This is a genomic window from Bradyrhizobium sp. CCGB12 (assembly GCF_024199845.1).
Lineage (GTDB): Bacteria > Pseudomonadota > Alphaproteobacteria > Rhizobiales > Xanthobacteraceae > Bradyrhizobium.
In genome coordinates, this window is record NZ_JANADO010000001.1 from 7,222,107 (window position 1) to 7,235,262 (window position 13,156).

14 protein-coding genes are annotated in these 13,156 nt (G+C 63.8%); 5 read left to right on the forward strand and 9 right to left on the reverse strand.

Features of this window, described 5'->3' with window-relative positions:
* The first annotated feature begins 85 nt into the window (after positions 1-85).
* Positions 86-907 carry an LssY C-terminal domain-containing protein gene (locus NLM27_RS33000; RefSeq protein WP_254147248.1) on the forward strand — a complete coding sequence of 274 codons (822 nt, stop codon included), beginning with the start codon at positions 86-88 and terminating at the stop codon, positions 905-907.
* A gap of 425 nt (positions 908-1,332) precedes the next feature.
* Here the strand turns inward: NLM27_RS33000 and NLM27_RS33005 are convergent, their stop codons facing one another.
* Together NLM27_RS33005 and NLM27_RS33010 are read right to left on the reverse strand one after the other, a co-directional pair.
* Entirely contained in the window at positions 1,333-1,998 is a 666-nt protein-coding gene (locus NLM27_RS33005) for an HAD hydrolase-like protein (RefSeq protein ID WP_254147249.1), read from the reverse strand.
* 2 nt (positions 1,999-2,000) lie between these two features.
* A complete protein-coding gene (locus NLM27_RS33010) occupies positions 2,001-2,882 on the reverse strand; it encodes a CoA ester lyase (protein WP_254147250.1) in 882 nt (293 codons plus the stop codon).
* A 102-nt stretch (positions 2,883-2,984) separates the two neighbouring features.
* Here NLM27_RS33010 and NLM27_RS33015 point away from each other — a divergent pair, with 102 nt between their 5' ends.
* Complete coding sequence (locus tag NLM27_RS33015; protein ID WP_254147251.1) at positions 2,985-3,629, forward strand: carbonic anhydrase; 645 nt, start codon at positions 2,985-2,987, stop codon at positions 3,627-3,629.
* A gap of 107 nt (positions 3,630-3,736) precedes the next feature.
* Here the strand turns inward: NLM27_RS33015 and NLM27_RS33020 are convergent, their stop codons facing one another.
* Complete coding sequence (locus NLM27_RS33020; protein WP_254147252.1) at positions 3,737-4,771, reverse strand: aspartate-semialdehyde dehydrogenase; 1,035 nt, start codon at positions 4,769-4,771, stop codon at positions 3,737-3,739.
* Between the two features lie 116 nt (positions 4,772-4,887).
* Here NLM27_RS33020 and NLM27_RS33025 point away from each other — a divergent pair, with 116 nt between their 5' ends.
* On the forward strand, positions 4,888-5,676 hold the full coding sequence (locus NLM27_RS33025) for a hypothetical protein (protein WP_254147253.1): 789 nt from the start codon (positions 4,888-4,890) through the stop codon (positions 5,674-5,676).
* A gap of 239 nt (positions 5,677-5,915) precedes the next feature.
* Positions 5,916-6,299 carry a hypothetical protein gene (locus NLM27_RS33030; RefSeq protein ID WP_254148994.1) on the forward strand — a complete coding sequence of 128 codons (384 nt, stop codon included), beginning with the start codon at positions 5,916-5,918 and terminating at the stop codon, positions 6,297-6,299.
* Positions 6,300-6,459: 160 nt separating this feature from the next.
* Here the strand turns inward: NLM27_RS33030 and NLM27_RS33035 are convergent, their stop codons facing one another.
* On the reverse strand, positions 6,460-7,101 hold the full coding sequence (locus NLM27_RS33035) for a DapH/DapD/GlmU-related protein (RefSeq protein ID WP_254147254.1): 642 nt from the start codon (positions 7,099-7,101) through the stop codon (positions 6,460-6,462).
* Between the two features lie 154 nt (positions 7,102-7,255).
* Entirely contained in the window at positions 7,256-8,368 is a 1,113-nt protein-coding gene (gene leuB, locus NLM27_RS33040) for a 3-isopropylmalate dehydrogenase (RefSeq protein WP_254147255.1), read from the reverse strand.
* Between the two features lie 220 nt (positions 8,369-8,588).
* Between leuB and NLM27_RS33045 the strand changes: the two genes are divergently transcribed.
* Positions 8,589-9,779, forward strand: coding sequence for a YbfB/YjiJ family MFS transporter (locus NLM27_RS33045; RefSeq protein ID WP_254147256.1), 1,191 nt, complete (start codon positions 8,589-8,591; stop codon positions 9,777-9,779).
* A 116-nt stretch (positions 9,780-9,895) separates the two neighbouring features.
* Here the strand turns inward: NLM27_RS33045 and NLM27_RS33050 are convergent, their stop codons facing one another.
* The 4 genes from NLM27_RS33050 to NLM27_RS33065 form a co-directional block, all read right to left on the reverse strand.
* A complete protein-coding gene (locus NLM27_RS33050; protein ID WP_254147257.1) occupies positions 9,896-10,678 on the reverse strand; it encodes a molybdopterin-binding protein in 783 nt (260 codons plus the stop codon).
* Positions 10,679-10,689: 11 nt separating this feature from the next.
* Positions 10,690-11,319 carry a cytochrome b/b6 domain-containing protein gene (locus tag NLM27_RS33055; protein ID WP_254147258.1) on the reverse strand — a complete coding sequence of 210 codons (630 nt, stop codon included), beginning with the start codon at positions 11,317-11,319 and terminating at the stop codon, positions 10,690-10,692.
* 182 nt (positions 11,320-11,501) lie between these two features.
* Positions 11,502-12,056: a fasciclin domain-containing protein gene (locus NLM27_RS33060; RefSeq protein WP_254147259.1), complete on the reverse strand. Its 555-nt coding sequence runs from the start codon at positions 12,054-12,056 to the stop codon at positions 11,502-11,504.
* Between the two features lie 307 nt (positions 12,057-12,363).
* On the reverse strand, positions 12,364-13,125 hold the full coding sequence (locus NLM27_RS33065) for an SDR family oxidoreductase (RefSeq protein ID WP_254147260.1): 762 nt from the start codon (positions 13,123-13,125) through the stop codon (positions 12,364-12,366).
* Between the last annotated feature and the right edge of the window lie 31 nt (positions 13,126-13,156).

Below are 13,156 nucleotides of genomic sequence, written 5' to 3' on the forward strand. Positions count from 1 at the left end.
CCTGATCAGGGTACGCTCATTAGACGTTGTAACTGACTATGCTGGATAAGTATTGTGTCGCGTAGACTGGCTCGAACGATACCGCATGACCAATTCCGCCAAGACCGGGACGAGGAAGCGACAGTGGCCTTTCGTGCTGGCCCTTGTTGTGCTCGTCTATCTAGCCCTCGCATATGTTCTGGTGCCCACCCTGTGGATTCACCACGAACACGAAGCAGGGCTCGCTTCGTTGCCGATGCTCACCAGAACATCGGACGATATCCCTGGTGATCCCCTGAATGTTGGACTTGTCGGCGACGGCGAAGATGTCGTCCGCGCCATGAATGCGGCCGGATGGTTTGCGGCCGACGCCGTGACGCTGCGATCGAGCATCGAGATCGTCGGGAGCGTGGTCCTGGATCGACCGTATCGCGACGCACCTGTCAGCCCGCTCTATTATCTCGGAAAGAAGGAGCAATACGCGTTCGAGAAGCCTGCAGGGAAAAGTGCAGATCGGCGGAATCACGTTCGGTTCTGGAAGGCCCTCGAAAAGGGTGATGACGGTCGACCAGTCTGGCTCGGTTCGGCGACTTTCGACCGAGGCGTCGGGCTGAGCCACGATACCGGACAGGTCACCCATCACATCGCGGCCAATATCGATGCCGAGCGGGATCTCTTGATGGCCGACTTGCGGGCGGCCCGCGTCGTCAGCAATGTCTTTCAGATCTCCGGCATAGGCCCGACCCTGTTCGGCCGAAACGGTGGCGGCGACCCCTACTATACCGATGGCGAGATCCACGTCGCCGTCCTGGTGCCGGGAGCAGCGAACGGACCTGCCGATCCACCGATCATTCCACCGCCCTCACTCATCGCTCTCAAGGATGCCATATGGCACGGCATCGCGCGCCAAGCCGAAACGACGCCCTAAGGCGCGAGGGGATTTGGATCAATCGTCATCGCGCTTTAGGCTGTTGTTTGAGCATGATCTCCGCGCAAACGCGTTCCGCGTTTGTCGCGAGGGAAAACCGCTGCACACTTTTCCGGATCACGCTCTAAAGCGCGATGGGATCAGGCCTGATTGCGACTACAGACTCCCTCTCCCGCTTGCGGGAGAGGGTCGGGGAGAGGGTGTTTCCGCAATGGGACACCCCCCAAGAGGAGAAAGCCCTCACCCGGCGCGCGGGACGATGCTTCGCATCGCCCGGACGCGCCGACCTCTCCCGCAAGCGGGAGAGGTGAACGAGCGGCCGCGCTAATCGATTCAACCTAAAGCCATTCCGCTCTAGCTTTTGCTCATTCGTGCAGGCGCTCCAGTGTCGAGCCACGCCGACGCGGCATGGCTGGCGACGGGAACTATCCGTTCAGCATCGCGACAACCACGCGCGCAAGATCGGCAGCGTCTTCCACCAGCTGATCAGCCCCGGCCATTTCGAGTTCGTCGCGGCTGCGATATCCCCAGAGCACGCCGAGGCCGCGCATCTTGACCGCATGAGCACCGTTGATGTCGTGACTGCGATCGCCGACCATAAGGCTGTGTGAGGCGGAGATATCATACGCGGACAGGATATGGGCGAGCAGCTCCGGCTTGTGATCCAGTTCTCCGCCCGGCACCGAGCCGTGGATGCCGTCAAAGTACGTCGCGAGCTTCAAGTTCTCTAGTATTCGCCGCGCGAAGACTTCGCGCTTCGATGTCGCCAGGTAGACTTGCAATTCCGCGTGCCGCATCGCTCGGAGCGCATCACCAATTCCGGGATAAGGCTCGCTTCCGAGCAGGCCGCTTTTGCCATAGTGCTGGCGATACGCCACGACGGCCTCATCGATCCGGTCGTCGCCATATGTCGCAAGCAACGCCCGCAAGACGTCTTCGAGCGGCGGCCCGATAAAGCGCTTGATATCGAGTGCGTCGCCGGGCTCATGACCGAGCGCACGCAACGCGGCCAGACAGCTCGCGGCAATGCCCGGCTGGGAATCGACCAATGTTCCGTCGAGATCGAGGAGAACGCAACGCGCTGAGCCCACCCTCAGCCCTTCGCCATCGCCGCAATCGCGTCCGCGATCTCGATGGTGCGGCGAGCCATGTCGGCGTGCAGGCGCTCTACCATGGCGCCGTCTAGGCGGATTGCGCCGCGCGAGACGTTCTCCGGCAGCTCGAACGCCGCGATGATCTTTCGCGCGCGCGCGACTTCCTCCTCGGGGGGTGTGAAGATCGCGTTGCAGGCGTCGATCTGCGAGGGGTGGATCAACGTCTTGCCGTCGAAGCCGAGATCGCGGCCTTGCGCGCATTCGGTAGCAAAGCCATCGGAATTGGCGATGTCGCTGTAGGGGCCGTCGAGGATTTCGAGACCGTGGGCGCGCGTCGCCAGGATGCAATGGGTGATCATCGGGATCATCGCGGCACGGCCCGGCAGCATCTTGATGCGCGTCTCGCGCGAGATGTCGTTCGGGCCGAACACAAAGCCTGACAGCCGCCTCGATGGATCGCGGCCGGCGGCCGCCAATTCCTCGGCGTCCAGCACGGCGCGCGCGGTCTCGATCATGGCCCAGACCTTCACGGTCGGCGCGGCGCCGAGCTCGGCGAGCTTTCGGCCGATCGCGTCGAGATCTTCGACACTTGAAACTTTTGGAACCAGGATGCCATCAGGCGAGGCCTTGGCGGCCATCGCGACGTCATCGGCCCACCAGGCCGTGTCGAGACCGTTGGTCCGGATCAAAATCTCGCGCTTGCCAAAGCCCTTGGCCGCGATCGCAGCAGCGATGCCGTCGCGCGCCACCGCCTTGGCGTCAGGGGCGACGGAATCCTCGAGATCGAGGATCAGGCCGTCGGCGGCGAGATTGCGCGCCTTTTCCAACGCGCGGGGGTTGGAGCCGGGCATGAACAGATGGCTGCGGCGCGGGCGGGTCATGCAAGCGTTCCTTCCGGTTGGCTATTCACTGGAGGCGATAGCACCTGGCCTGCCTATTCGAAAGGCTTGTTCGCCCCTGCGGCATATGGTTAGGCATAGGCCATGATCACATTCCCGAAGTCCTTGCTGGAAGGCTACAACGCCTTCGCCACCAACCGGCTGCCGGCCGAGCAGAGCCGCTACCGCGAACTGTCGGTGAAGGGGCAATCGCCGGAAGTGATGGTGATCGGCTGCTGCGACAGCCGCGTCTCGCCCGAGGCGATCTTCGATGTCGGTCCGGGCGAATTGTTCGTCGTCCGCAATATCGCCAATCTGGTGCCGACCTATCAGCCCGACGCCAACGCCCATGGCGTCTCGGCTGCGCTGGAATATGCGGTGACGGTGCTGAAGGTAAAGCACATCGTCATCCTCGGCCACGCGCAATGCGGCGGCATCCGCGCCTTCGTCGACAAGATCGAGCCGCTGACGCCCGGCGACTTCATCGGCAAGTGGATGCAGATGTTCATCAAGCCCGGCGAGGTGGTCGAGCAGCGCGACCACGAGACCATGGCGCAGTTCGTCGAGCGCATCGAGAAGGCCGCCGTGTTCCGCAGCCTGGAGAACCTGATGACGTTCCCGTTCGTGCGCAAGGCGGTCGAGAGCGGCCAGATGCAGCTGCACGGCGCTTATTTCGGCGTCGCCGAGGGGACGCTGTTCGTGCTGGACAAGGTGAGCAAGGAATTCAAGAGCGCGCGCGGCGCGGCGTAGCGCACCGCTCTCGTAGGGTGGGCAAAGCGAAGCGTGCCCACCGCCTATCGCAATCGGAAAAAATGGTGGGCACGGCGCTTTGCGCCTTTGCCCACCCTACGGCACCGTCAGGCCGCCTTCTTCTTCGCGCTGATCAGCTTGCGGTTGATCAGGACTTCCGCGATCTGGATCGCGTTGAGCGCGGCGCCCTTGCGCAGATTGTCAGACACGCACCACAGCACGAGACCGTTCTCCACCGTCGCGTCCTCGCGGATGCGGCTGATGTAAGTCGCGTCCTCGCCGGCCGCCTCATACGGCGTGGCGTAGCCACCGGGCTCCTGCTTGTCGATGACGAGGCAGCCGGGCGCCTTGCGCAGGATCTCGCGGGCTTCGTCGGCGGTGATCGGATTCTCGAACTCGATGTTGACGGCCTCGGAGTGGCCGACGAAGACCGGCACGCGCACGCAGGTCGCCGAGAGCTTGATCTTGGGATCAAGGATCTTCTTGGTCTCCGCCATCATCTTCCACTCTTCCTTGGTGTAGCCGTCCTCCATGAAGACGTCGATGTGGGGGATGACATTGAAGGCGATGCGCTTGGGGAATTTCTTCGCGATCAGCTCGTCATTGGTGTAGACGGCCTTGGTCTGCGAGAACAATTCGTCCATCGCGTCCTTGCCGGCACCCGAGACCGATTGATAGGTCGAGACGACGACGCGCTTGATGGTCGCCTTGTCGTGCAGCGGCTTGAGCGCGACGACGAGCTGCGCGGTCGAGCAGTTCGGGTTGGCGATGATGTTCTTCTTCTTGAAGCCTTCCGTCGCGGCTGCATTCACTTCCGGCACGATCAGCGGCACGTCCGGATCCATGCGCCAAGCGGAGGAATTGTCGATCACGACCGCGCCGGCGGCGCCGATCTGCGGCGACCATTCCTTCGACACCGAGCCGCCCGCCGACATCAGGCAGATGTCGACGTCGGAGAAATCAAAGTGCTCGAGCGCCTTGCACTTCAGGGTGCGGTCGCCATAGGAGACTTCGACGCCGATGCTGCGGCGCGACGCCAGGGCCACGACCTCGTCCGCGGGGAATTTGCGCTCATCGAGGATGTTGAGCATTTCCCGTCCGACATTGCCGGTCGCGCCGACGACTGCGACTTTGTAACCCATCGTTCACTCTCCGACGAAAAAGCCCGTTCCCGAAGCTGACGCTTAAACAGGAAGAGCAGCGCTTCTATGCGAGAACCGGCCTCAAGACAACGTTGGACCATGCCCGAAGGCCGTGGATGCAGTCGCCTGAGGCCAGAACGGCCGTTAGCCCTACCCAGATCCATCTGGCGCTTGCAGCCTTCGCCGACGAGGTCGTCGGCACGCTGGCGCGCCTGATCGCCTATGTGGGGGCGCTCGCCCTGTTTGCCATCCTCGCCCTCGCAGCGCTCGGCCAGCTGCCTGACTTGCGCGAGGATGAGCCGGCGGACAAACCAGGCTGGAGCGTGGCAGATCGCTCGCATCCGGCCTTCGCCGTCAGTCGGCTCGATTCATCCGAGAAAACAGCCGCTTACACCATTTTCAGACATCCCGAAGGCGGCCGCAGGGACGTGCTGCGCTGGGACGGCGAGGCAGACAAGCCTGTGGCCCAGCTCGAAATCTACCGGGAAGGCGGCGAGTTCGACGTGACCCGTCCGGCGACGGCGGATCTGGCGGTCCAGATGGGATTGGGCGCAGCTGATACGCTGGAGCAGGCCGGCCTGATCGACACCAAATTCGGCCCCGTCGCCCTGTTCCGGCCGATCGGCACGGCGGAGGGTGCGCGCGCTTGCCTCGGCTATCTCAAGCGCAACGAGGAGCCGGCACTGCAGATCTCCGGCTTCTCCTGCCAGGGCGACACAATGCCCATCAGGCGCGCGGCGATCGCCTGCACGCTGAACCGGCTGACGCTGCTGGCCTCCGGCAACGAGCCCAGGCTGGCGGAATTGTTCGCCCATGCCGACCTGAAGCGCCGCGCCTGCGATTCCCGGGGATCGTCGGACTGGCTGCTGGGCGCGGCGAACGCGCAATTGCGCGGGGCGCTATAGGTCATTGTTTGAGCGTGATCTTTCCGGAAAACCGCTGCACGCTTTGCGCTAACGCGGCCCTGCGGGTCCGGATCACGCTCCGGGCCGCATGAAGCCCAAGTGGCTGGTATTCATGCAACTTTTGCCGGCGCGCACGATTATTCCCCCCTGGTGTGACCCAATAGACCTAGTTGCAACCGCCCCGGCCGGGCTAGTATGGGATGAAATCGACTGGCGGCCTGCCGCCTGAAGGGGACGTGATGAGCTTGAAATTCTCTGCGGCGAACACATTGGCGACCTGGCTTGCGGCGGGCGCCGTCATTGCCATGTCCCTTGCTTCGCCGGCCGTGGCCGACACCAAGACCAAGCGCTATGACGAGCGCGGCCGGCATTATTATGGCCCGAGCGGTCCCAACGCGGTCTATCAGCAGGGCCGCACCCGCATCTATGTGAGCAAGCGCTCCTGGCTCGACGGCGGCACCGAGGTCAATCCGGGCGACCGCAAGTTCACCGACTACGCCTTCCCGCCGGCCGTGGGCTATCCGTCCTTCGCCCGCGAAAACCTCAACCGTCCGATCGACCGCCAGCCGCTCTCGCCACCGGCCGATGTCGGCGGCTATCCGCAGAACTTCCCGCTGTACTGAGCGGACGTAACTGATCGAATCAAAATGGCCGGGCTCGCGCCCGGCCATTTGTTTTTACGAGATGCCGTAGGGTGGGCAAAGCGCAGCATGCCCACCATATCGTTCGCAATTATGGAAAGATGGTGGACACGGCGCTTTGCGCCTTTGCCCACCCTACGATTCAGCGGCCCGCCGCAAAAGCCGGGTCATAACGCTCGCAAAATTCTTCGATCGCCTCGGAGCGGAAATCGCCGAGGCGCGCGAAGATGAGCTGGTCCGCCCAATCCCACCAGGCGATGCGGCGCAGGCTTGCCGCGACGGAATCAGGAAAGCGCTTGCGGATCGGACGCGCGGGAACGCCGCCGACGATGGTGTAGGGCTCGACATCGCGGCTGACGACCGCGCCCGCGGCGATCACCGCGCCGTCACCGACGCTCACGCCCGGCAGCAGGATGGCGGCGTGGCCGATCCAGACATCATTGCCGACGATGACGCGGTCGCCGCGGCGGTCCGCGAAGAAGTCGCGATCACGGGTCGCGCCCGCCTCGTAATATTCAGGACAATAGGTGAAGCGATGCTGCGACGGACGGCCCATCGGATGGTTCGGCGCGCCGATCCGCACCGAATTGGCAATGGCCGTGAACTTGCCGATCACGGCGTCGGCGACCTCGCAATTCTCGCCGAGATAGGAGTAGTCGCCGAGCGAGGCATATTCGATGCGCGTATGGCTAAGGACCTCGCACCGCCGCCCGATCTGCGCCTCGCGCTGGCGTACCGTTTCATGGATGATGGTTTCCGCGATCTTGGGACGGGGTGCATCCATGAAATGGCTCTTGAGGTTATGTAGAGTGCGCCAAGGCGCAGGTGCCGTAGGGTGGGCAACGGCGCGAAGCGCCGTGCCCACGATCTCTCCCTGATCGCAATCGATTGGTGGGCACGCTTGCGCTTTGCCCACCCTGCGATAGCGGCGTCCACCGTCAGGCGTGCAGCTTCTGCAATTCCTTCAAGATCGCTTCACCCATCTGCGTGGTCGAGGCGGCGGTGGTGCCTTCCGACTTGATGTCGGCGGTGCGCAGGCCGCTCGCGAGCACGGCGGCGATCGCAGCATCGACCTTGTCCGCAAGCGCGCCCATGTCGAAGGAGTAGCGCAGCGCCATGCCGAACGACGAGATCATCGCGATGGGATTGGCGAGGCCCTTGCCGGCGATATCAGGCGCCGAGCCGTGCACGGGCTCGTACAGCGCCTTGCGCTTCTTGCTCTTCACGTCGACCTCGCCGAGCGAGGCCGAGGGCAGCATGCCGAGCGATCCCGTCAGCATCGCCGCGATGTCGGAGAGCATGTCGCCGAACAGATTGTCGGTGACGATGACGTCGAACTGCTTCGGCCACTTCACCAGCATCATGCCGCCGGAATCGGCGAGCTGATGCTCGAGCGTGACATCGGGATATTCGCGCTTGTGGACCTGGGTCATGACCTCGTTCCAGAGCACGCCCGACTTCATGACGTTGCGCTTCTCCATCGACGTCACCTTGTTCTTGCGCTTCTTGGCAAGCTCGAAGGCGACGCGGCCGATGCGCTCGATCTCATAGGTGTCGTAGACCTGGGTATCGATGGCGCGCTTCTGGCCGTTGCCGAGATCGGTGATCGTCTTGGGCTCGCCGAAATAGACGCCGCCGGTGAGCTCGCGCACGATGACGATGTCGAGACCCTCGACCGCCTCGCGCTTCAGGCTCGAGGCATCGGCCAGCGCCGGGTAGCACACGGCGGGGCGGAGATTGGCGAACAGAGCGAGGTCCTTGCGGAGGCGGAGCAGGCCGGCTTCCGGGCGCACCTCGTAGGGCACGGCATCCCATTTGGGGCCGCCGACCGCGCCGAAGATGATCGCGTCGGCATCCATGGCCTTGGCCATGTCGCCCTCGGAGATCGACACCTGGTGCGCGTCATAGGCCGAGCCGCCGACGAGGCCGGTGTCGGTCTCGAACTTGGCGATCCCGGCCGAATTGAGCCAGTCGATCAGCCGCTTCACCTCGCCCATCACCTCGGGGCCGATACCGTCGCCGGGGAGCAGCAGCAGTTTGTGGGTCGCCATAGGTCGTCACCTCAGTTTTTTCTCGTCATTGCCGGGCTTGACCCGGCAATCCAGCTTTCTTGAAGGATGGATGCCCGGGTCAAGCCCGGGCATGACGAGCGGGGATTAATTTCGGCCGGAGTGCTAGAGCGGCGTTGCGCGCTTGGCAAGACACCATTGCCGCCTCACGGCTGTGCAAGACAGGCAGGGCCTGCCACAGTGCGGGCTGCCGGAGTACCCCTTGCACGCCCCAGACCGCCGCCCACTCGACGCGCATCCCGCGCGGCTGATCCTGACCCTGTCGCTGGCGGCGACGGTCGGGCTCGGCATCGGCCGCTTTGCCTATGCGCTGGTGCTGCCCGATATGCGAGAGGACCTCGGCTGGTCCTACTCGGCGGCCGGTTTCATGAACACCATCAACGCCGTCGGCTACCTCGTGGGCGCGCTTGTCGCGTCTCGGCTGATCCAGCGTATCGGCTGGGCGGCGGCGATCCGCCTGGGAACCCTGGCCTGCGTCGCCGCCCTCGCCACCTGCGCGCTGACAGGCAACTTCGTCGCGCTGAGTCTCGCGCGTCTCGTGCTGGGCTTGGGCGCGGCGGCCGGCTTCGTCGCCGGCGGCGCACTGGCCGCCATCATTGCCCAGTCGCGCCCGGAGCGGGCCAATTTCCTGCTGAGCCTGTTCTATGCCGGGCCCGGCATCGGCATTTTGTCCTCGGGGCTGATCGCCCCGTTCACGCTGCAATATTTCGGGCCGGGCTCGTGGTGGATCGTCTGGTGGGCGCTGACGCTGCTGTCCGTCGCAATGACGATTCCGCTGTTCCTGATCCGCATCGAAAGCGGCGCGCGTTTCTCGGAAGGCAGCCACGCCGCCTTCGCGATTGTCCCGGTGCTGATCTATCTCGCCGCCTACTTCCTGTTCGGCGCGGGCTACATCGCCTACATGACCTTCATGATCGCCTATGTGCGCGACGGCGGCGGCGGGGCCGCGGCGCAGGCGGCGTTCTGGAGCTTGATCGGGCTCAGCGCCTTCGCGACGCCCTGGGCCTGGCGCGGCGTGCTGGCGCTGGACCGCGGCGGACTTGCCACCGCCATCATCCTCGGCACCAACGCGTTGGGCGCCGCCTTGCCGATGCTCGGACACTCGCCGGCCTGGCTCGCGGTCTCCGCGGTGGTGTTCGGCGTTGCCTTCTTCGCCGTGGTCGGCTCGACCACCGCCTTCGTGCGCTTCAACTATCCACCGGAGGTGTGGCCGACCGCGATCGCGGCGATGACGATCTCGTTCGGCGTCGGCCAGACGCTCGGCCCGATCGTGGTCGGCGCGATCACGGATGCGCTGGGGAGCTTGAGTTACGCGCTGAACGTGTCTGCCGCGCTGCTGGCGCTCGGGGCGGTGGCGGCGCTGTGCCAAAGGAAGGTGCGGCCGGCCAAGTAGCCGGTGCCGTAGGGTGGATTAGCGAAGCGTAATCCACCAACTTCGTTCGGCAGACGCGGAAGCATGGTGGATTACGCCTTCGGCTAATCCACCCTACAAAGCTACGGCAGCGTGCCTCAGCTCCCGCTGAACGAATTGTACCCCTGGTCTTCCCAATAGCCGCCCTTGTACTCGTTGGTGACTTCCATCGAGACCACGTATTTCGGGTTCTTGAAGCCGAGCTTGGTCGGGACGCGGATCTTCATCGGAAAGCCGTAGGCGCGCGGCAAAATCTCGTTGGCATATTTGAACGTCATCTGGGTCTGCGGATGCAGCGCGCTGCGCATGTCGAGCGGCGAGTTGTAACCGTCCTTGTCGGCGCATTGGAACCAGACGTATTTCGCACGCGTGTCGGCGCCGATCAGCTTGAGGAAATCGCGCAAGGGCGTGCCGGTCCAGCTGCCGATCGCGCTCCAGCCTTCGACGCAGATATGGCGGGTGATCTGCGTGACCTGCGGAAGTTTATAGAGCTCGTCCAGCGTCCAAGACTTCTTGTTGTCGACGAGACCGCGCACCTCGAGCTTCCAGTCCTGACCGTCGATGTCGGGTGCGTCGTCAAGATCATAATAGGCGTTGAACGGGAACGGCTTTGTGATCGCGCTCTCGGGGAAGGTCGGCGCCAGCGCATCGGGATTGAAGATGAAGGCCTGCACCGCGTCGTTGAATTTCGAGACCTGCGTCAGCATCGCCTCGGCCGAGGAGGAGTCGACGACGTCGCAGCCGGTGAGGAGGGTCAGTGCGCCGAGACTGGCGCCGCCCGCGATGAAGCGGCGGCGGGTGACGTCAGGCATGGTCTTGAGGGAGTCCTTGATCAGCAGGCGCTTGTCGACGCCGGGGATCAGGAATGAACGCTTCGCCATGGCTTGCTCCCTTAACGTCCAATAATCATCGCACGCAGGCTCTTCGGCACCAGCAGCGCGAGCAGGACGTGAATGACGAGGAACGCGCAGATCGCGGCCATGCAGAAGAAGTGGACGTAGCGCGCGGTCGGATAATCGCCGAACAGCATCACCAGGTAATAGAGCTGCACCGGCTTCCACATCGACAGGCCCGACAGCACGATCAGCACGCCGACCACGATGATGCCGGCATAGAGCAGGCGCTGCACGTAATTGTAGACGGTGAGATCGTCATGGCCGAGCTTGAAGGTCAGGGCAGCCCTGACGTCATGGAGCACGCCGGACGGCGTGATCGGCAGCAGTTTTTTCCTGAAGCGCCCGGTGGCGAAACCGGTGATGAGATAGGCGAGGCCGTTGATCATCAAGAGCCACATCGCGGCGAAATGCCAGAGCAGGCCGCCACCGAGCCAGCCACCCAGCGTATACTCGCGCGGGAAACTGAAGCCGAACAGCGGCGAGGCGTTGTAGATCTGCCAGCCCGACAGGATCATCAGGATCATGGCGAGGGCGTTGATCCAATGCATGACGCGGACCCAGGCCGGCTGGATCACTTTCGCCGGGGTGGCCCTGACCTGCTCGTCAGTGACTGTGAGGCTCGCCATGATGGTTCCGTCCTGAACGTCGTGTGACACCAATTATACGCCGCTGCTTCGGCTTTCGTTACGCCCTGTCCGGTATCGAATCGATACCGCGGGGCTATCGTGGTCACAAAAAAGCGAGCCGGGGGCATCCCCGGCTCGCCGTCTCGAGCATCCTGTCGGGGATGAAACAGGACCGCGCGGTGTTACGTCGCCGGCATCAGCACGGTGTCGATCACATGGATCACGCCGTTCGACTGGTTGACGTTGGAGATCGTCACCATCGAGGTGCCGCCCTTGGCATCGACGATCCAGGTCTTGCCGTCCATCTTCTTGACGGTCAGTTCCTCGCCTTCGGCGGTCTTCATCTTCTTGCCGTCGGTGAGATCGGAGGCCGCGAGCTTCCCGGGCACGACGTGATAGGTGAGGATCTTGGTCAGGGTCGCCTTGTTCTCCGGCTTGACCAGAGTGTCGACGGTGCCGGCCGGCAGCTTGCCAAAGGCGGCGTTGGTCGGCGCGAACACCGTGAACGGGCCCTTGCTTTCCAGCGTCGGCACCAGGCCCGCCGCCTTGACCGCCGCGACCAGCGTGGTGTGGTCCTTCGAATTGACCGCGTTCTGAACGATGTTCTTGGACGGGAACATCGCGGCGCCGCCGACCATGACGGTCTTTTCCTCGGCGCTGACGGGGGCGACGACGGTCGCGGTGATGGCCAGGGCGCTGAAGGCGGCGGCAGCGAGATAGGCAATACGCTTCGACATGGAGAGTCTCCCGATTGAAGTGTGACCGGTGATGACCGGCGTTGAGTTGCGGCAACAACGGTGCTTGCGACCTCTAGGCGTGAAGCAACAGCGCCGTCGTTGGACCGAACTACGGGAGGATTTGCGGGGCGGTTTCGGACAAAAATTCTTTGTGATGCGTGAAACTATCGGGCGGCATGTCCGTGTGGTGAGCTCCGCCGTCATTGCGAGGAGCCCTTGCGACGAAGCAATCCAGAGTGTATCCGCGGAAGCATTCCTGGATTGCTTCGCTTCGCTCGCAATGACGAGTTCGTGGCTCCGCCGCTCCTCAGTCGCGGTTCGACGGCGTCTGAATAAATCCGCGGTTATGCGTGGGACTGATCAGCACTTCGTTGATGCAGACGCGCGGTGGCATGCTGGCGATGAAGGCGATGGTGCGGCCGAGATCTTCGGATTGCAGCATCCTGGCCTGCTCCTCCTCGCTCGGCACCACCGGGCGCAGCTTCAGGATCGGCGTCGCCACCTCGCCCGGCATCAGGCAGCAGGCGCGCAATCCGTTGACGCATTCGTCCATGTTGAAGGAATGGGTCAGCGCCAGCACCGCATGCTTGGTCGTGGTGTAGGCCGGGCCCGGCATCTTCGAGACGTGGCGGCCGGCCCAGGAGGAGACGTTGATGATGGACCCGTCCTGCTGCTTGCGCATCGTCGGCAGTACCGCGCGCATGCAATAGAGCACGCCGTTGAGATTGACCTGGACCAGCTGGTCCCAGCCCTCCAGTTCCATGTCCTTCCAGCTGCGCTTGGGGACATTGATACCGGCATTGTTCACGAGCAGGTCGATCCGCCCGTGCTTCGCGACGATGTGATCGGCGGCCTTCTGGGCCTCAGCCGCGTTGGAGACGTCGAGCGCAATGGCCTCGGCCAGCCCGCCCGCCTTGGTGATCTTCGCCACCACGGTATCCAGGGCGGCCTTGCGCCGGCCCGAGACCACCACCGTCCAGCCGTCGGCCGCGAGCGCCTCGGCGCCGGCCTCCCCGATGCCGCTACCCCCGCCCGTCACCCAGGCCACGCGTTTCCCGTTTCTTGTCATGCCAACTGTCTCCGTTGCTTCTGCGGGGCGG